We start from the raw sequence: 17,136 nt of genomic DNA, 5'->3' as shown, positions 1-17,136 counted from the left end.
AGAAAGAAGAACATGTTCAAGAAGATCCTGATCGCCAACCGTGGCGAAATCGCCTGCCGCGTCATCCAGACCGCGAAGAAGATGGGCATCCTGACCGTCGCCGTCTACTCCGACGCCGACAAGGAAGCCCGCCACGTCGAGCTGGCCGACGAGGCCGTGCACATCGGTGCCGCGCCCAGCCGTGAGAGCTACCTGCAGGCCGACCGCATCATCGCGGCCTGCAAGAAGACGGGCGCCGAGGCTGTGCACCCGGGCTACGGCTTCCTGTCGGAGAACGAAGCCTTTGCGCGCAAGGTCGAGGAAGAGGGCATTGCCTTCATCGGCCCGAAGCACTATTCGATCGCGGCCATGGGCGACAAGATCGCCTCGAAGAAGCTCGCGAACGAAGCCCAGGTCAACACCATCCCGGGCTGGAACGACGCCATCGAGACGGCCGAGCGCGCGGTCGAGATCGCCAAGGACATCGGCTACCCGGTGATGATCAAGGCCTCGGCCGGCGGCGGCGGCAAGGGCCTGCGCGTGGCCTTCAACGACAAGGAGGCCTTCGAGGGTTTCACTTCTTGCCGCAATGAAGCGCGCAACAGCTTCGGCGACGACCGCGTGTTCATCGAGAAGTTCGTCGAGGAGCCGCGCCACATCGAGATCCAGGTGCTGGGCGACTCGCACGGCAACGTCATCTACCTGAACGAGCGCGAGTGCTCCATTCAGCGCCGCCACCAGAAGGTGATCGAGGAGGCGCCGTCGCCCTTCATCACCGACGCCACGCGCAAGGCGATGGGCGAGCAGGCGGTGCAGCTGGCCAAGGCCGTGAAGTACCAGAGCGCGGGCACGGTGGAGTTCGTGGTCGGCAAGGACCAGAGCTTCTACTTCCTGGAGATGAACACGCGCCTGCAGGTGGAGCACCCGGTGACGGAGTGCATCACCGGCCTGGACCTGGTCGAGCTGATGATCCGCGTGGCGGCCGGCGAGAAGCTGCCGCTGGCGCAGGCCGACGTGAAGCGCGACGGCTGGGCCATCGAGTGCCGCATCAACGCCGAAGACCCGTTCCGCAACTTCCTGCCCTCGACGGGCCGGCTGGTGAAGTTCCAGCCGCCGGCCGAGAGCATGTTCGCGAGCGACACCGGCCACCTGCACGGCGTGCGCGTGGACACCGGCGTGTACGACGGCGGCGAGATCCCGATGTACTACGACTCGATGATCGCCAAGCTCATCGTGCACGGCAAGGACCGCAACGAGGCGATCGCGCTCATGCGCGAGGCACTCAACGGTTTCGTGATCCGTGGCATCAGCAGCAACATCCCGTTCCAGGCCGCGCTGCTGGCGCATCCGAAGTTCGTGGCGGGCGATTTCAACACCGGCTTCATCGCCGAGCACTACGGCAAGGGCTTCCACGCGGAAGACGTGCCGCATGCCGATCCGGCGTTCCTGGTGGCGCTGGCCGCCTTCGTCAACCGCCGCTACCGCGCGCGCGCCTCGGGCATCAGCGGGCAACTCGCGGGCCATGGCGTGAAGGTGGGCGAGCAGTTCGTGGTGGTCGAGCTGGGCCCCGAGGGCAAGCATGTGCACCACGCGGTGTCGGTGAGCGACTTCCAGGGCAAGACCGGCGCCAGCGCCGTCACGGTGGGCGACAAGCGCTACCAGATCGAGAGCGACTTCGCGCTCGGCGCGGTGCGCGTGCAGGGCACGGCCAACGGCAAGCCTTTCACGGCGCAAGTGGAGCGCGGCGCGGGCAAGAACCCGCTGGCACTGCGCGTGTCGCACGACGGCACGCAGGTCGAGACCATGGTGCTGTCGCCGCTGGGCGCGCGCCTGCTCGAGCTGATGCCCTACAAGGCGCCGCCCGACCTGAGCAAGTTCCTGATGTCGCCGATGCCGGGCCTGTTGGTCGAGGTGTCGGTGCAGCCGGGGCAGCAGGTCCAGGCCGGCGAGAAGCTGGCCGTGATCGAGGCCATGAAGATGGAAAACGTGCTGTTCGCCACGCAGGACGGCGTGGTGGGCAAGATCTCGGCGGCCAAGGGCGAATCGCTCGCCGTCGACCAAATCATTCTGGAGTTCAACTGATGGGTGCCAACGACCTGCAACAAGCGGCAATCATGCTGCACCGCCCGGCCAAGGCCGTGGCGACGCCCCAGGGCCCCTGGTCCGTGGAGGCCATCCAGGCGCTGCTCGACAAGCCTTTCATGGAACTGCTGTTCGAGGCGCAGACCGTGCACCGCCGGCATTTCCCCGAGGGCGACATCGAGCTGGCCACGCTGCTGTCGGTGAAGACCGGCGGCTGCCCCGAGAACTGCGGCTACTGCCCGCAGTCGGCCGAGTTCGACACCGGCGTGAAGGCGCAGAAGCTCATGGAGGTCGACGAGGTGGTGCGCGCCGCGCAGGCCGCCAAGGACGCCGGCGCCACGCGCTTTTGCATGGGCGCCGCATGGCGCGCGCCCAAGGACCGCGACGTCGAGAAGGTGGCGGTGCTGGTCGAGGCCGTGAAGGGCCTGGGCCTGCAGACCTGCGCCACGCTGGGCATGCTGGAGCCGCACCACGCGCAGCAGCTCAAGGCCGCGGGCCTGGACTACTACAACCACAACCTGGACACCGCGCCCGAGTACTACACCGACGTGGTCGACACGCGCACCTACCAGGACCGCCTGGACACGCTGGCGGCCGTGCGCAGCGCCGGCATCAGCGTGTGCTGCGGCGGCATCGTGGGCATGGGCGAGCAGCCGGTGCACCGCGCCGGGCTGATCGCGCAGCTCGCCAACATGGACCCGTACCCCGAGTCGGTGCCGATCAACAGCCTGGTGCGCGTGCCCGGCACGCCGCTGGCCGACTCGGAGCCGGTCGATCCCTTCGACTTCGTGCGCATGATCGCCGTGGCGCGCATCACGATGCCGACCGCGCGCGTGCGCCTGTCGGCCGGCCGCCAGCAGATGGGCGAGGCGGTGCAGGCCCTGTGCTTCATGGCCGGCGCCAACTCGATCTTCTACGGCGACAAGCTGCTGGTCACCGGCAACCCCGACGTCGATGCCGACGTGCAGCTGCTGCGCAAGCTCGGCCTGCGCTCGCACCGCACGCAGGAGCAGGCCGAAGAAGGCGGCTGCGCATGACCACGCCGCGTCCCTTCAAGGTGCTGGGCATCCAGCAGATCGCCATCGGCGGCCCCGACAAGCTGCGTCTGCAGAAGCTGTGGGTCGACATGCTGGGGCTCGAGGTGACGGGCACCTTCCGCAGCGAGCGCGAGAACGTCGACGAAGACATCTGTTCGATGGGCAGCGGCCCGTTCAAGGTCGAGGTCGACCTGATGCAACCGCTGGACCCCGAGAAGAAGCCTGCCGTGCACACCACGCCGCTGAACCACGTCGGCCTGTGGATCGACGACCTGCCCAAGGCCGTCGAATGGCTCACGGCGCAGGGCGTGCGCTTTGCGCCGGGCGGCATCCGCAAGGGCGCGGCCGGCTTCGACATCTGCTTCCTGCACCCGAAGGCCAACGACGAGTTCCCGATCTCGGGCGAGGGCGTGCTGGTCGAGATGGTGCAGGCGCCGCCGGAGGTGGTGACAGCCTTCAACGCGCTCGCCGCTACGCGCTGAGCGCCTTGCGCACCGGCGGCTTCACGTCGGCGCGCTGCGGCGGCAGCATCGGCTGGTGCTCGCGCGCCGGGTTCAGGATGATCGAGGTCGCGGTCTCGGTCAGGATGCAGAACTTGGCGAGCACCGCATCGAGGTGCGGCACGTCGATCACCGCGATCTCGAGGATCCAGCTGTCCTCGCCGGTCACGTTGTAGGCGTTGACGCATTCGGGCGTCTCCTGCACCAGCTTCACCACGAGGTCGTAGTCGGCGCGCCCGACGCGGATGATCCCGCGGATGCCGTAGCCCAGCCGCGTGAGGTTCACGGTGGCGCGGTAGCCGGTGATGACGCCGGCGGCTTCCAGCTTCTTCACGCGCTCGGTCACGGCCGGCTGGCTCAGGTGCACGCGGCGGCCCAGCTCGGCCATGCTCAGGCGCGCGTCGGCCTGCAGTTCGGCCAGGATGCGGGTGTCGTGGGCGTCCAGCGTGGGGGTCAAGGTGAAGTCCATGGAAGTCCTTTAAATCGACGGTGCGGTGCGAGCAGAACCATGAATTTCGCATGGCTGCCGGCCCATGGCTTTCATACCATGACGGGCATTCCATACCAAGAAGAGACACCCTCGATATGTCGACACTCGCCACGCCCGCGCAGGCCGCGCCTGCCACTTCCTCCTCGCGCCCCCGGCTGACGCCGCTGCTGTGGCTGTGCCTGGCCGCCACCTGGGTGGTCTGGGGCTCGACCTACCTGGCCATCAAGTACGCGCTGATCAGTTTTCCGCCGTTCCTGCAGATGGGCTCGCGCTTCCTGGTCGCGGGCGTGCTGCTGGCGGCGTGGATGCGCTGGCGCGGCACGCCCTGGCCGACGCGCCTGCAGTGGCGCAACGCGCTGGTCGTCGGCGCGCTGATGCTCGGCGGCGGCATGGGTGGCACGGCGCTGGCCGAGGTGTCGATCGGCTCGGGGCTGGTGGTGGCATTCATTGCCGTCATCCCGTTGCTGATTGCGCTCTTGAACCTGATCTGGGGCGTGAAGCCGGCGCGGCTCGAAGCGGCGGGCATCGCGCTGGGGCTCGTCGGCGTGCTGATGCTCACGCAGGGCAGCGGCTTCAAGGCCTCGCCCGAGGGGCTGGTGGCGATCTGCGTGGCCTGCATCTGCTGGTCGCTCGGCAGCGTGCTGAGCCAGCGCAAGCTGCCGCTGGCGCCGGGCGCAATGGGCTTCGCCAGCGAAATGCTGTGCGGCGGCGTGGTGCTGATGGTGCTGGCCGCGGCGTCGGGCGAAACGATGCGCTGGCCGCCGCAGCCGGTGGCGCTGGGGGCCTGGGTCTACCTCGTGGTGTTCGGCTCGCTGATTGCCTTCAACGCCTACATGGTGCTGCTCGCGCAGGCGCCGGCCGGGCTGGCGGCAAGCTACACCTTCGTCAACCCGGTGATCGCGATGCTGCTGGGCGTGTGGATCGCCCACGAGACGGTCACGCGCTTCGAGTGGTACGCCGTGGGCGTCGTGCTGGCGGGTGTGCTGCTGTTGCTGTTCAAGCGCCCGCAGAAGGGCTGAGTTCGACGAGGCTCAGGCCGGGCGGCGCCAGAAGGCGAGGGTGGCCGCCAGCAGCCACATGCCGACCGCGCAGCTGCGGTTGAGCACCTTGAGGCCGCGGCGCGAGAGCCAGCGCACGGCCTGCGTGCCGGCACCGGCATAGGCCAGCATCACGCAGGTGTCGAGCGCCACGAAGATCGCGCCCAGCACCAGGTACTGCATGCCCTGGGGCTTGGCGGTGTCGATGAACTGGGGCAGGAAGGCGGCGAAGAACAGCACCGTCTTCGGGTTCGACAGCGCCACCATCAGGCTGCGCACGAGGGCGATGCGCCCGTGCGGACGGACCTCGACGGCCGACTTGGCCAGCGCCGTGCCCAGGTCGGTCGCCTCGCTGCGCCACAGCTTGATGCCGAGCCAGACCAGGTAGGCCACGCCCGCAACGCGGATCGCGTTGAAGAGCCATTCCGAGGCCGCGAGCAGCGAGCCCAGCCCGAGCGCCACGACCGCGATCAGCGAGACGCTGCCCAGCGACGCGCCCGCGATGCCCCAGCTGGCGCGGCGCATGCCGCCGTCGATGCCGTTGGACAGCGCCAGCAGCATGGTCGGGCCGGGGATCACCGCCAGGGCGAGCGAGGCGACGGCATAGATCAGCAGAGTGTCGAGGGTCATGGTTTGGTGGCGGCCTGGCGTTGTTCGGCGGCGGCCCGGGCACGTGCCAGGGCGGCTTCGACGATGGAGCGCTTGCGCGTGTCGGCGGCCTGCGGTTCGGCAGCGGCAGGTGCGGGTTCGGCCTCGCGCTTCGCGGTGTCGCGATGTTGGGCGTGCAGCTTGTAGCGCTGCAGTGCGGCCTCGGCCTGTGCCTGCGACCACGCCTGCCAGCCGCTGCGACCGGGCGTTTCGACTTCGAGCGAGATGCAGTCGACAGGGCAGACCGGAATGCACAGCTCGCAGCCCGTGCAGTGCGCCTCGATCACCGTGTGCATGCGCTTGTGGATGCCGATGATCGCGTCGGTCGGGCAAGCGTCGAGACAGAGCGTGCAGCCGATGCACCAGGCCTCGTCGATGACCGCCATGGCGCGCGGGCCTTCGGTGCCGAACTGCGGATCGAGCGGTTGTGCGGGCCGGCCGGTGAGCAGCGCGAGGCGTTCGATGCCTTCGGCGCCGCCCGGCGGGCACTGGTTGATGTCGGCCTCGCCGTCGGCGATGGCCTGCGCGTAGCCCGCGCAATCCGGGTAGCCGCACCGTGTGCACTGCGTTTGAGGCAGTGCGTTGTTGATGCGTGCGGCCAGCCCGTTCACGGTGGGTGATGCGCGCGGCTCAGCGCGCGGCGCTGGCGCGGGGCTTCTTTGCCGCTGCGGCCGGCTTCTTGGCAGCCGGCGCGGCTTTCACGGCGACGGCCTTCTTGGCGGCGACCGGCGTCTTGCGGGCCGCAGCGGTTGCCACGGCCTTCAGCTTCTGGCCGGGCTTGATGCGGTCTTCGGCCGGCAGCTCTTCGCGCGCGCCGGCGCGGCGCTGGGGCTCGTCGCTGGCGGCGATGAAGTTGCGCACCTTCGGGTAGACCAGATCGCGCCAGCGGCGGCCGCTGAAGATGCCGTAATGGCCCGCGCCCTTGACCTCGTAGTGCTCGCGCTTGGCGTCGGCGATGCCGGTGCACAGGCTGTGCGCGGCCTGGGTCTGGCCCGAGCCGGAGATGTCGTCGAGTTCGCCTTCGACGGTGAGCAGGGCGGTGGCATGGATGTCCTGCGGGCGCACGCGCTCCACCTGGCCGGCGGGGCTCTTCACGTCCCAGGTGCCGTTGACCAGGTCGAAGTCCTGGAACACGGTGCGGATGGTCTCCAGGTAGTAGTCCGCGTCCATGTCGAGCACGGCGTTGTACTCGTCGTAGAACTTGCGATGGGCTTCGGCGCTGGCGTCGTCACCCTTGATCAGGTCCTTGAAGTAGTCGTAGTGGCTGCTGGCGTGGCGGTCGGGGTTCATGGCCACGAAGCCCGTGTGCTGCAGGAAGCCCGGGTAGACCTTGCGGCCCGCGCCCGGGAAGCCTTGCGGCACGCGGTAGATCACGTTGTTCTCGAACCACTCGAAGCTCTTGTTGGTCGCGAGGTTGTTCACGGCCGTGGGCGATTTGCGCGCGTCGATCGGGCCGCCCATCATGGTCATCGTGAGGGGCAGGGGCTCGCCGCGGCTGGCCATGAGCGACACGGCCGCCAGCACCGGCACGGTGGGCTGGCACACGCTCACGACGTGGCAGTTGCCGTACTCGGCCTGCAGGCGGCGGATGAACTCCTGCACGTAGTTGATGTAGTCGTCCAGGTGGAACTCGCCGTCGGACAGCGGCACCAGGCGCGCGTTCTTCCAGTCGGTGATATAGACCTTGTGGTCCTGCAGCATGGTGCGCACGGTGTCGCGCAGCAGCGTGGCGTAATGGCCCGACAGCGGCGCCACGATCAGCACCACGGGCTGGCTCTTGAGCGTCTTGAGGATGTGCGGTTCGTCGGTGAAGCGCTTGAAGCGGCGCAGTTCGCAGAAGGGCTTGTCGAGCTCGACGGCCTCCTGGATCACGACCTCTTCGCCGTCGACCTTGACGGACTTGATGTTGAACTCGGGCTTCTCGTAGTCCTTGCCCAGCCGGTACAGCAGGTCATAGCCGGCGGCCATGCGCTGTGCCATCGGCAGTTGGCTCCAGACGGCGCCGGGACCGTAGAGCTTGGAGGCGGCCTGGGCGAAGTCCGAGAAGGGCTCCATCAGGGAACGCTGGGCTTCGTAGAGTTGATAGAGCATCGCGGGTCTTTGAGTGGATGTTGCAGTGCAATATATCAGTGCATTTGCCGCGGCGCAGGGGGCCGAACCCTAGCCCGAAGCGGGCTGGATTCGGCTTCTGTGGCCGAATGTGAACGAATCGTCAAAAAGTCGATTCACTCACACCCGGTTGTCACCTAGATGACCTTCGCAATCGACGCGCAGACGTAGTCGATGTTCTTGCTGTTGAGCGCGGCGACGCACATGCGGCCGGTGTCGGTGCCGTACACGCCGAACTCGTTGCGCAGGCGCACCATCTGGTCCTTGGTCAGGCCCGAGTAGCTGAACATGCCGATCTGGGTGGTGATGAAGCTCATGTCTTCCTTCACGCCGGCGGCCTTCAGGCCGTCGACCAGCTTCTGGCGCATGGCCTTGATGCGCACGCGCATCTCACCCAGTTCCTTTTCCCACAGGGCGCGCAGCTCGGGGGTGCCGAGCACCGCGGCCACCACGGCGCCGCCGTGGATCGGCGGGTTGCTGTAGTTGGTGCGGATGGCGATCTTGAGTTGCGACAGCACGCGGCCGGCTTCTTCCTTGTTCTCGCACAGCACCGACAGGGCGCCGACGCGTTCGCCGTACAGGCTGAAACTCTTGGAGAACGAGGTCGAGACGAAGAAGGTCAGGCCGGCGTCGACGAACTTGGCAACGGCTGCGCCGTCTTCCTTCAGGCCGTAGCCGAAGCCCTGGTAGGCCATGTCGAGGAAGGGCACCAGGCCCTTGGCCTTGACGGCCGCAACGACCTGGTCCCACTGCTCGGGGGTGATGTCGTAGCCGGTCGGGTTGTGGCAGCAGGCGTGCAGCACGACGATGGTGCCGGCCGGTGCCGCGTTCAGGGCGGCCAGCATGCCGTCGAAGTTGATGCCGCGCTGGGCGGCGTCGTAGTAGGGGTAGCTCTCGACCGTGAAGCCGGCGTTGGTGAACAGCGCGCGGTGGTTTTCCCAGCTCGGGTCGCTGATCAGCACGGTGGCGTTGGGGTTGAGCTTCTTGAGGAAGTCGGCGCCGACCTTCAGGCCGCCGGTGCCGCCGATGGCCTGGATGGTGGCCACGCGGCCGGAGGTGACGGGCTCGCTGTCGGGGCCGAAGACCAGGCCCTTGACGGCGTTGTCGTAGGCCACGATGCCGTCGATCGGCAGGTAGCCGCGGGCCGAGGGGGCCTTCATCATGTTCTGCTCTGCGGCCTGCACGCACTGGAGCAGGGGCAGCTTGCCGTTGTCGTCGTAATACACGCCGACGCCGAGATTGACCTTGTTGGGGTTGGTGTCGGCTGCAAATTGCTCGTTGAGGCCGAGGATCGGGTCGCGCGGCGCCATTTCGACCGCGGTGAACATAGACATGGAAAGGTCCTTTGGGATGAAAGCTTCGCTGGCAACCGGAGGAGGCTTTATCCTTTCCGGTTGCCTTGAATTTTACCGGCGCCACGCCACCTGTCGGGAACAGCCATGCCAGAGAACACCGAAGCCATAGCAGACCTGAAGAAACTCGACCCCATCGGGCCGGCGAAGCAGGGCGAATTCATCCGCTACCCGGATTCGCCGTTCGAGCTGTTCCAGCCCTATCCGCCGGCGGGCGACCAGCCCGCGGCCATCGACGGACTGGTGGCCGGGGTGCTCGACGGCGAGGTGTACCAGACGCTGCTGGGCGTGACGGGCTCGGGCAAGACTTTCACCATGGCCAACGTGATCGCCCGGCTGGGCCGCCCGGCCATCGTGTTCGCACCCAACAAGACGCTGGCGGCCCAGCTCTACAGCGAGTTCCGCGAGTTCTTCCCGAAGAACGCCGTCGAGTACTTCGTGAGCTACTACGACTACTACCAGCCCGAAGCCTACGTGCCGCAGCGCGATCTGTTCATCGAGAAAGATTCCTCGATCAACGAGCACATCGAGCAGATGCGCCTGTCGGCCACCAAGAGCGTGCTGGAGCGGCGCGACACGGTCATTGTGGCCACGGTGAGCGCCATCTACGGCATCGGCACGCCCGAGGACTACATGGAGATGCGGCTGATTGCCCGCGTCGGCGACAAGGTCGGCCAGCGCGACCTGATCTCGCGGCTCATCCGCATGCAGTACACGCGCAACGAGCAGGACTTTGCCCGCGGCACGTTCCGGGTGCGCGGCGACACCATCGACGTGTTTCCGGCCGAGCACAGCGAGCTGGCGATCCGCTTCGAGCTGTTCGACGACGAGATCGAGTCGCTGCAGCTGTTCGACCCGCTCACCGGGCGCATCCGCCAGAAGGTGCCGCGCTTCACGGTGTACCCGTCGAGCCACTACGTGACGCCGCGCGACAAGGTGCTGGCGGCCGTGGAGACCATCAAGATCGAGCTGGCAGGCCGGCTCAAGGAGCTCACCGGCGCAGGCAAGCTGGTCGAGGCGCAGCGGCTGGAGCAGCGCACGCGCTTCGACCTGGAAATGCTGGCCGAGATCGGCCACTGCAAGGGCATCGAGAACTACACGCGGCACCTCTCGGGCGCGGAGCCTGGCGACCCGCCGGCGACGCTCACCGACTACATGCCGAAGGACTCATTGATGTTCCTCGACGAGAGCCACCAGATGATGGGCCAGCTCAGCGCCATGTACAACGGGGACCGGGCGCGCAAGGTCACGCTGGTCGAGTACGGCTTTCGCCTGCCGAGCGCGCTGGACAACCGGCCGCTCAAGCTCGAGGAGTTCGAAAAGCGGGTGCGCCAGTGCATCTTCGTGTCGGCCACGCCCGCGCAGTACGAGAAGGACCACGCCGGCAACGTCGTCGAGCAGCTGGTGCGGCCCACCGGGCTGATCGACCCCGAGGTCGAGGTGCGTCCCGCCACGCACCAGGTGGACGACGTGCTGGGCGAGATCCGCATCCGCGTCGAGAAGAACGAACGCGTGCTGATCACCACGCTGACCAAGCGCATGGCCGAGCAGCTCACCGACTACCTGGGCGACAACGGCGTGAAGGTGCGCTACCTGCACAGCGACGTCGACACGGTCGAGCGGGTGGAAATTCTTCGCGACCTGCGACTGGGCTCGTTCGATGTGCTGGTGGGCATCAACCTGTTGCGCGAAGGACTGGACATTCCCGAGGTGTCGCTGGTGGCGATCCTCGATGCCGACAAGGAAGGCTTCCTGCGCGCCGAGCGCTCGCTGATCCAGACCATCGGCCGGGCGGCGCGCAACCTGAACGGCAAGGCTATTCTTTATGCCGACCGGATGACCGAGTCGATGAAGAAGGCCATCGGTGAAACCGAGCGCCGCCGCACCCGGCAGATTGCCCACAACGAGGCGAACGGCATCACGCCGCGCAGCATCGTGAAGCAGGTGCGCGACCTGATCGACGGCGTCTACAGCGAGAAGACCGGCAAGGAAATGGCCAAGCTCGACCTGGAACGCGCCAAGGTCGAGGACATGAGCGAGAAAGACATCGCCCGGGAAATCAAGCGCCTCGAGAAGCAGATGCTGGAGCACGCCCGCAACCTCGAATTCGAGAAAGCGGCCCGGGTGCGCGACCAGCTGGCGCTGCTGCGCGAGCAGGCATTCGGGGCGTCGGGTGGCGACAACATCCCCGGTTTGGCGTCCTGATTTCGGATAGGTCATAAGTTCGCTTTCTTCAAGCGAGCCGCGCTGGGGTTTACCCGAGCAGATCTCAGGGGCATCTGCTATACTTGACCGAAATACTCAACAACAAAGAACTTCGCGATGAAGGACCGACTCCTACCGGCTGGTTCACCAGCGTCGGGGTCGGGCAGGGCGGAGACGAAGTCACCGCGGCCCAAGGCTGTGGTGTCATTTCAACGGTAAGCACTTGAAGGAGCTTGCGATGCGTCTCACTACCAAAGGCCGTTTTGCGGTCACAGCAATGATCGATCTGGCGTTGCGTCAGAACACCGGTCCGGTCACGCTGGCTGCGATCAGCCAGCGGCAGCAGATTTCGTTGTCGTACCTCGAACAGCTGTTCGGCAAACTGCGCCGCCACGAGCTGGTCGAATCGACCCGCGGCCCCGGCGGCGGCTACAGCCTCGGACGCAAGGCGGCGGACATCACGGTCGCCGACATCATCGTGTCCGTCGACGAGCCGATCGATGCCACGCAGTGCGGCGGCAAGGAAAACTGCCTCGGTGAGCAGGGTCGCTGCATGACGCACGAACTCTGGGCCTCGCTGAACCAGCGCATGGTCGAGTTCCTCGACTCCGTCACGCTGCAGAAGCTGGTCGACGACCAGATCGCCAAGGGCGTGCAGATCGAGAACAAGCCGGTCGTCAAGCGCGCCATCTCGGCCCAGCCGGTGGTCAAGCCCATCCGCGTGAACGCACCGAATTCGGTCTTCGCCCTCGGCAACGTCTTCGCGAAGTCCTGACCCGATGAGTCTGGCGATGCCTGCGGGCATCGCCCTGAGTTTGCCCTGATCCCAGAACACAACCCCCCACGCCAGCCCGAGCCAGCCATGGACGTCACTCCTCATTTCCCGATCTATCTCGATTACGGCGCCACCACGCCGGTCGACCCGCGTGTGGTCGACGCCATGATTCCCTGGTTGCGCGAACATTTCGGCAACCCGGCATCGCGCAGCCACGCCTGGGGCTGGGAAGCCGAAGAGGCGGTCGAGAAGGCGCGCGGCCAGGTGGCCGACCTGATCAACGCCGACCCGCGTGAAATCGTCTGGTCGTCGGGCGCCACCGAGTCGATCAACCTGGCGCTCAAGGGCGCGGCCCACTTCTACAAAGGCAAGGGCAAGCACCTGATCACCCTGAAGACCGAGCACAAGGCCGTGCTCGACACCATGCGCGAACTCGAGCGCCAGGGCTTCGAAGTGACCTACCTCGACGTCGAGGAAAACGGCCTCGTCGATCTCGAAAAGTTCAAGGCGGCCATCCGTCCCGACACCATCCTGGCCAGCGTGCTCTTCGTGAACAACGAAATCGGCGTGATCCAGGACGTGGTCGCGCTGGGCAATGCCTGCCGCGAAAAGGGCGTGATCTTCCACGTCGACTCGGCCCAGGCCACCGGCAAGATCGACATCGACATCACGAAGCTGCCCATCGACCTGATGAGCCTGGCGTCGCACAAGACCTACGGCCCCAAAGGCATCGGCGCGCTGTACGTGCGCCGCAAGCCGCGCATCCGCCTCGAAGCGCAGATGCACGGCGGTGGCCATGAGCGCGGCATGCGCTCGGGCACGCTGCCCACGCACCAGATCGTCGGCATGGGCGAGGCCTACCGCATCGCCAAGCTCGAGATGAAGGACGACATCGCCCATGCGGCGCGTCTGCAGAAGCGCCTGCTCGACGGCCTGAAGGATGTCGAACAGGTCTTCATCAACGGCGACCTCGAGCGCCGCGTGCCGCACAACCTGAACATGAGCTTCAACTACGTCGAAGGCGAGTCGCTGATCATGGGCATCAAGGGCCTGGCGGTGTCGTCGGGTTCGGCCTGCACCTCGGCCAGCCTGGAGCCCAGCTATGTGCTGCGCGCCCTGGGCCGCAGCGACGAGCTGGCCCACAGCAGCCTGCGCATGACCATCGGCCGTTTCACGACCGAAGAAGAAATCGACTACGCCATCTCGACCATCAAGCACAACGTCGCCAAGCTGCGCGAGCTGAGCCCCCTGTGGGAGATGTTCCAGGACGGCGTCGACATCAGCACGATCCAGTGGTCGGCCCACTGACCCAGGCCAGCCCAAGGCTCCACGATTGAACAAAGTTTGAGAGGTACACCATGGCATATTCTTCCAAGGTCATCGACCACTACGAAAATCCCCGCAACGTCGGCTCCTTCGAAAAGGGCGACGACTCGGTGGGCACCGGCATGGTCGGCGCACCGGCTTGCGGCGACGTGATGAAGCTGCAGATCAAGGTCAACCCCGAAACCGGCGTGATCGAAGACGCGCGCTTCAAGACCTACGGCTGCGGCTCGGCCATCGCCTCGTCGTCGCTCGTGACCGAATGGGTCAAGGGCAAGACGCTCGACGAAGCGGCGGCCCTCAAGAACGCGCAGATCGCCGAAGAACTGGCGCTGCCGCCGGTCAAGATCCACTGCTCGATCCTCGCGGAAGACGCCATCAAGGCGGCCGTGAGCGACTACAAGGCCAAGCACGGCGCCAAGACCCCCGAGTCGACCGCCGAAGCTGCTGTTCACTGAGATGGCCGTCACGCTGACCGAAGCCGCTGCGCGCCACGTCACCCGCTACCTCGGCAAACGGGGCAAGGGCGTGGGCGTGCGGCTGGGCGTGAAGACCACCGGCTGCTCTGGCCTGGCCTACAAGCTCGAGTACGTCGACGAGTTCACGCCTGAAGACGTGGTGTTCGAAGACCACGGCGTGAAGGTGCTGGTCGACCCGAAGAGCCTGGCCTACATCGACGGCACGCAGCTCGACTTCGTGCGCGAAGGCCTGAACGAGGGCTTCAAGTTCATCAACCCGAACGAACGCGACCGCTGCGGCTGCGGCGAAAGTTTTCGCATCTGATGCGTCGTCGCTGACCGCGACCACAGCCGCCACCATGTCATGTGCTGGCGGTTTTTTCTTGCCATGAATCTGAACGACACCGACTTCCAACTGTTCGCCGTCCCGGCGACCTTCGCGCAGGACCGCGCCGTGCTCGACGCGCGCTGGAAGGAGCTGCAGCGCGAGGCGCACCCGGACCGCTTTGCCGCGCAGGGCGCCGCCGCGCAGCGCGTGGCCATGCAGTGGTCGGTGCGCATCAACGAGGCCTACCAGCGGTTGAAAGACCCGATCCGCCGCGCGAGCTACATCTGCGAACTCAACGGCGCGCCGCTGAATGCGGAGAACAACACGGCGATGCCGGGTGCCTTTCTCATGCAGCAGATGGAGTGGCGCGAAGCGCTCGACGACGCCCGCGACATCGCCGCCGTCGAGCTGCTGCAGGCCGACGTCGAAACCACGCGCGCCCGCGCACTCTCGTCGCTCGACTGGCTGATCGACGAAAAGGGCGACTACCCCGGCGCCGTGCAGCAGGTGAGAGCCCTCATGTTCATTGAGCGCTTCGGGCAGGACGTCGAAACCAAAATCGATCAGTTGGGACAATAAGCCCTTATGGCTCTTCTTCAGATTTCCGAACCCGGCCAGGCGCCCGATCCGCACCAGCGCCGCATCGCCGTGGGCATCGACCTTGGCACCACGCATTCGCTGGTGGCCTCGGTGCGCAACGGCGTGGCCGAATGCCTGCCCGACGACCAGGGCCGCGTGCTGCTGCCCTCGGCCGTGCGCTACCTCGACGGCGACCGCCGCCAGATCGGCTTCGACGCCGTGGCTGCACGCGCGCAGGACCCCGCCAACACCATCACCTCGGTCAAGCGGCTCATGGGCCGCGGCCTGGCCGACATCGCGAACCGCGACGCCATGTCGTACCGCATCGGCGGTGACGACGGCGGCATGGTCAAGGTGCAGACCTCGGCCGGCGAGAAGTCGCCCGTCGAGATCAGCGCCGAGATCCTGGCCACGCTGCGCTACCGCGCTGAAGACACCTTCGACGACGAGCTCTACGGCGCCGTCATCACCGTGCCGGCGTACTTCGACGAGGGCCAGCGCCAGGCGACCAAGGATGCGGCGCAGCTCGCGGGCCTGAACGTGCTGCGCCTGATCAGCGAGCCGACCGCCGCCGCCATTGCCTACGGCCTGGACAACGCGAGCGAAGGCGTCTACGCGGTCTACGACCTGGGCGGCGGCACCTTCGACATCTCGATCCTGCGGCTCACGCAGGGCGTGTTCGAAGTGATCGCCACGGGCGGCGACTCGGCCCTGGGCGGCGACGACTACGACCATGCCATCGCCGATTTCGTGCTCGCGCAGACCGGCCGTCAGGCCGGCAGCGACAACGACCGCGCCGCACTGCTCGTGGCCGCGCGCGCCGCCAAGGAGGCCCTGACCGATGCCGAGTCGACCCTCTTCAGCGCCGCGCTGGCGGGCGGCAAGGCCGAGTTCACGCTGACCCGCGCGCAGTTCTTTGCCGCCACGCAGGCGCTCACTGACCGCACCCTCGCGGCCGTGCGCAAGGCGTTGCGCGACGCGAAGCTCAAGCCCGAAGACCTGCAGGGCATCGTGCTCGTCGGCGGCTCCACGCGCATGCCGCAGATCCGCAGCGCAGTGGCTGCGTATTTCGGCCGCGAGCCGCTGATCAACCTGAACCCCGACGAGGTCGTCGCGCTCGGCGCCGCCATCCAGGCCAACCAGCTGGCCGGCAACAACGGCGCGGGCGAACTGCTGCTGCTCGACGTGATCCCGCTGTCGCTCGGCATCGAGACCATGGGCGGCCTGGTCGAGCGCATCGTGCCGCGCAACCAGACCATCCCCACCGCGATGGCCCAGGACTTCACGACCTACCAGGACGGCCAGACCGCGTTGGCGCTGCATGTGGTGCAAGGCGAGCGCGACCTCGTGTCCGACTGCCGCAGCCTCGCGCGCTTCACGCTGCGCGGCATCCCGCCGATGGCGGCCGGCGCGGCGCGCATCCGCGTGACCTTCACCGTCGACGCCGACGGCCTGCTGAGCGTGAGCGCCAAGGAGCAGGGCAGCGGCGTCGAGGCCAGCGTGGCGGTCAAGCCCTCGTACGGCCTGTCGGACGACCAGATCGCGACCATGCTGCAGGAAAGCTTCTCCACCGCCCAGCAGGACATGCAGGCCCGCGCGCTGGTGGAATCGCGCGTCGATGCCGACCGCATGCTGCTGGCCACGCAGAGTGCGCTCGATGCCGACGGCGACCTGCTGAGCGCCGAAGAACGCGCCGCCATCGACGCCTCGATGGCGCGGCTGCGCGAAACCGCCAAGAGCAGCAACGAAGCCGCCGCGATCGAAGCCGCCACGAAGGCGCTGGCCAACGACACCGAAGCCTTCGCCGCCCAGCGCATGAACGCGGGCATTGCACGCGCGCTCGCCGGCCGCAAGGTCGAATCCCTGTAGACAGAACCATTTCATGCCCACGATCAAGATCTACCCGCATCCCGAGTACTGCCCGCAAGGCGCCGAAATCACCGCGCCCGCCGGCACCTCGATCTGCGAGGCGCTGCTCGACCACGACATCAACATCGAGCACGCCTGCGAGATGAGCTGCGCCTGCACCACCTGCCACGTGATCGTGCGCGCGGGCTTCGACTCGCTGAACGAGGCGGAAGAGGGCGAAGAAGATTTGCTCGACCGCGCCTGGGGCCTGGAGCCGCAATCGCGCCTGAGTTGCCAGTCGATCCTGGCGCAGGAGAATGTGACGATCGAGATTCCGAAGTACTCGATCAACCACGCCAAGGAAAACCACTGATGAGCGCAGCGCC

The 17,136-nt window shown here is 66.9% G+C and carries 17 protein-coding genes; 12 read left to right on the top strand and 5 right to left on the bottom strand.

Going from position 1 to position 17,136, the window contains the following annotated elements; genetic code table 11:
• Window positions 1–12 precede the first annotated feature (12 nt).
• Genes accC through AC1RAA_RS07300 form a run of 3 tightly spaced genes read left to right on the top strand, consistent with a single transcriptional unit; the run spans window position 13 to window position 3,580 of the window.
• Complete coding sequence (accC, locus tag AC1RAA_RS07310) at window positions 13–2,061, top strand: acetyl-CoA carboxylase biotin carboxylase subunit (RefSeq protein WP_492727428.1); 2,049 nt, start codon at window positions 13–15, stop codon at window positions 2,059–2,061.
• Window positions 2,061–3,098, top strand: coding sequence for a biotin synthase BioB (gene bioB / locus AC1RAA_RS07305; RefSeq protein ID WP_492727426.1), 1,038 nt, complete (start codon window positions 2,061–2,063; stop codon window positions 3,096–3,098). The genes accC and bioB overlap by 1 nt, the downstream gene beginning before the upstream one ends.
• Window positions 3,095–3,580 carry a VOC family protein gene (locus AC1RAA_RS07300; protein WP_056580047.1) on the top strand — a complete coding sequence of 162 codons (486 nt, stop codon included), beginning with the start codon at window positions 3,095–3,097 and terminating at the stop codon, window positions 3,578–3,580. The genes bioB and AC1RAA_RS07300 overlap by 4 nt, the downstream gene beginning before the upstream one ends.
• Here AC1RAA_RS07300 and AC1RAA_RS07295 read toward each other — a convergent pair.
• Window positions 3,570–4,067, bottom strand: coding sequence for an Lrp/AsnC family transcriptional regulator (locus AC1RAA_RS07295; RefSeq protein WP_062473217.1), 498 nt, complete (start codon window positions 4,065–4,067; stop codon window positions 3,570–3,572). The genes AC1RAA_RS07300 and AC1RAA_RS07295 overlap by 11 nt on opposite strands.
• Before the next feature lie 116 nt (window positions 4,068–4,183).
• On the opposite strand from AC1RAA_RS07295, the gene yedA reads away from it, so the two are divergent.
• Window positions 4,184–5,107 carry a drug/metabolite exporter YedA gene (yedA, locus tag AC1RAA_RS07290; RefSeq protein ID WP_492727423.1) on the top strand — a complete coding sequence of 308 codons (924 nt, stop codon included), beginning with the start codon at window positions 4,184–4,186 and terminating at the stop codon, window positions 5,105–5,107.
• A gap of 12 nt (window positions 5,108–5,119) precedes the next feature.
• Here yedA and AC1RAA_RS07285 read toward each other — a convergent pair whose 3' ends face one another.
• The 4 genes from AC1RAA_RS07285 to AC1RAA_RS07270 form a co-directional block, all read right to left on the bottom strand.
• Entirely contained in the window at window positions 5,120–5,755 is a 636-nt protein-coding gene (locus AC1RAA_RS07285) for a LysE family translocator (protein ID WP_095947175.1), read from the bottom strand.
• Window positions 5,752–6,384, bottom strand: a complete 633-nt coding sequence (locus tag AC1RAA_RS07280; protein ID WP_492727419.1) for an RnfABCDGE type electron transport complex subunit B — start codon at window positions 6,382–6,384, stop codon at window positions 5,752–5,754. The genes AC1RAA_RS07285 and AC1RAA_RS07280 overlap by 4 nt, the downstream gene beginning before the upstream one ends.
• Window positions 6,385–6,403: 19 nt before the next feature.
• Window positions 6,404–7,864: a polyhydroxyalkanoate depolymerase gene (locus AC1RAA_RS07275; RefSeq protein WP_492727417.1), complete on the bottom strand. Its 1,461-nt coding sequence runs from the start codon at window positions 7,862–7,864 to the stop codon at window positions 6,404–6,406.
• 155 nt (window positions 7,865–8,019) lie between these two features.
• Window positions 8,020–9,216 (bottom strand): amino acid aminotransferase, encoded by a 1,197-nt coding sequence (locus AC1RAA_RS07270; protein ID WP_492727415.1) that lies wholly within the window; start codon window positions 9,214–9,216, stop codon window positions 8,020–8,022.
• A gap of 105 nt (window positions 9,217–9,321) precedes the next feature.
• On the opposite strand from AC1RAA_RS07270, the gene uvrB reads away from it, so the two are divergent.
• From uvrB to fdx, 8 genes are all read left to right on the top strand, one after another.
• On the top strand, window positions 9,322–11,439 hold the full coding sequence (gene uvrB / locus AC1RAA_RS07265; RefSeq protein WP_492727413.1) for an excinuclease ABC subunit UvrB: 2,118 nt from the start codon (window positions 9,322–9,324) through the stop codon (window positions 11,437–11,439).
• A 238-nt stretch (window positions 11,440–11,677) separates the two neighbouring features.
• A complete protein-coding gene (gene iscR, locus AC1RAA_RS07260) occupies window positions 11,678–12,214 on the top strand; it encodes a Fe-S cluster assembly transcriptional regulator IscR (RefSeq protein ID WP_056580055.1) in 537 nt (178 codons plus the stop codon).
• An 87-nt stretch (window positions 12,215–12,301) separates the two neighbouring features.
• Window positions 12,302–13,522 carry an IscS subfamily cysteine desulfurase gene (locus AC1RAA_RS07255; RefSeq protein ID WP_062473230.1) on the top strand — a complete coding sequence of 407 codons (1,221 nt, stop codon included), beginning with the start codon at window positions 12,302–12,304 and terminating at the stop codon, window positions 13,520–13,522.
• 50 nt (window positions 13,523–13,572) lie between these two features.
• Entirely contained in the window at window positions 13,573–13,995 is a 423-nt protein-coding gene (gene iscU / locus AC1RAA_RS07250) for a Fe-S cluster assembly scaffold IscU (RefSeq protein ID WP_062473231.1), read from the top strand.
• Between the two features lies 1 nt (window position 13,996).
• Complete coding sequence (iscA, locus tag AC1RAA_RS07245; RefSeq protein ID WP_007828190.1) at window positions 13,997–14,320, top strand: iron-sulfur cluster assembly protein IscA; 324 nt, start codon at window positions 13,997–13,999, stop codon at window positions 14,318–14,320.
• Window positions 14,321–14,383: 63 nt separating this feature from the next.
• The gene (hscB, locus tag AC1RAA_RS07240; protein ID WP_492727411.1) at window positions 14,384–14,902 is read left to right on the top strand and encodes a Fe-S protein assembly co-chaperone HscB; all 519 of its coding nucleotides are present in this window, start codon (window positions 14,384–14,386) and stop codon (window positions 14,900–14,902) included.
• 6 nt (window positions 14,903–14,908) lie between these two features.
• Window positions 14,909–16,771 carry a Fe-S protein assembly chaperone HscA gene (gene hscA / locus AC1RAA_RS07235; protein ID WP_492727409.1) on the top strand — a complete coding sequence of 621 codons (1,863 nt, stop codon included), beginning with the start codon at window positions 14,909–14,911 and terminating at the stop codon, window positions 16,769–16,771.
• A gap of 13 nt (window positions 16,772–16,784) precedes the next feature.
• A complete protein-coding gene (gene fdx / locus AC1RAA_RS07230; protein WP_070061051.1) occupies window positions 16,785–17,123 on the top strand; it encodes an ISC system 2Fe-2S type ferredoxin in 339 nt (112 codons plus the stop codon).
• The last annotated feature ends 13 nt before the right edge of the window (window positions 17,124–17,136 follow it).

This window comes from Variovorax sp. GW823-FHT04F07 (assembly GCF_058795995.1).
Note: the sequence above shows the minus strand (reverse complement) of the source record. Positions and strands in the feature narration are given on the sequence as shown.

What these genes read in the sequence shown, in the direction of transcription:
- accC (WP_492727428.1), top strand. Translation starts at nt 13, where the DNA reads ATGTTCAAGAAGATCCTGATCGCCAACCGTGGCGAAATCGCCTGCCGC.
- bioB (WP_492727426.1), top strand. Translation starts at nt 2,061, where the DNA reads ATGGGTGCCAACGACCTGCAACAAGCGGCAATCATGCTGCACCGCCCG.
- AC1RAA_RS07300 (WP_056580047.1), top strand. Translation starts at nt 3,095, where the DNA reads ATGACCACGCCGCGTCCCTTCAAGGTGCTGGGCATCCAGCAGATCGCC.
- AC1RAA_RS07295 (WP_062473217.1), bottom strand. Translation starts at nt 4,067, where the DNA reads ATGGACTTCACCTTGACCCCCACGCTGGACGCCCACGACACCCGCATC.
- yedA (WP_492727423.1), top strand. Translation starts at nt 4,184, where the DNA reads ATGTCGACACTCGCCACGCCCGCGCAGGCCGCGCCTGCCACTTCCTCC.
- AC1RAA_RS07285 (WP_095947175.1), bottom strand. Translation starts at nt 5,755, where the DNA reads ATGACCCTCGACACTCTGCTGATCTATGCCGTCGCCTCGCTCGCCCTG.
- AC1RAA_RS07275 (WP_492727417.1), bottom strand. Translation starts at nt 7,864, where the DNA reads ATGCTCTATCAACTCTACGAAGCCCAGCGTTCCCTGATGGAGCCCTTC.
- AC1RAA_RS07270 (WP_492727415.1), bottom strand. Translation starts at nt 9,216, where the DNA reads ATGTCTATGTTCACCGCGGTCGAAATGGCGCCGCGCGACCCGATCCTC.
- uvrB (WP_492727413.1), top strand. Translation starts at nt 9,322, where the DNA reads ATGCCAGAGAACACCGAAGCCATAGCAGACCTGAAGAAACTCGACCCC.
- iscR (WP_056580055.1), top strand. Translation starts at nt 11,678, where the DNA reads ATGCGTCTCACTACCAAAGGCCGTTTTGCGGTCACAGCAATGATCGAT.
- AC1RAA_RS07255 (WP_062473230.1), top strand. Translation starts at nt 12,302, where the DNA reads ATGGACGTCACTCCTCATTTCCCGATCTATCTCGATTACGGCGCCACC.
- iscU (WP_062473231.1), top strand. Translation starts at nt 13,573, where the DNA reads ATGGCATATTCTTCCAAGGTCATCGACCACTACGAAAATCCCCGCAAC.
- iscA (WP_007828190.1), top strand. Translation starts at nt 13,997, where the DNA reads ATGGCCGTCACGCTGACCGAAGCCGCTGCGCGCCACGTCACCCGCTAC.
- hscB (WP_492727411.1), top strand. Translation starts at nt 14,384, where the DNA reads ATGAATCTGAACGACACCGACTTCCAACTGTTCGCCGTCCCGGCGACC.
- hscA (WP_492727409.1), top strand. Translation starts at nt 14,909, where the DNA reads ATGGCTCTTCTTCAGATTTCCGAACCCGGCCAGGCGCCCGATCCGCAC.
- fdx (WP_070061051.1), top strand. Translation starts at nt 16,785, where the DNA reads ATGCCCACGATCAAGATCTACCCGCATCCCGAGTACTGCCCGCAAGGC.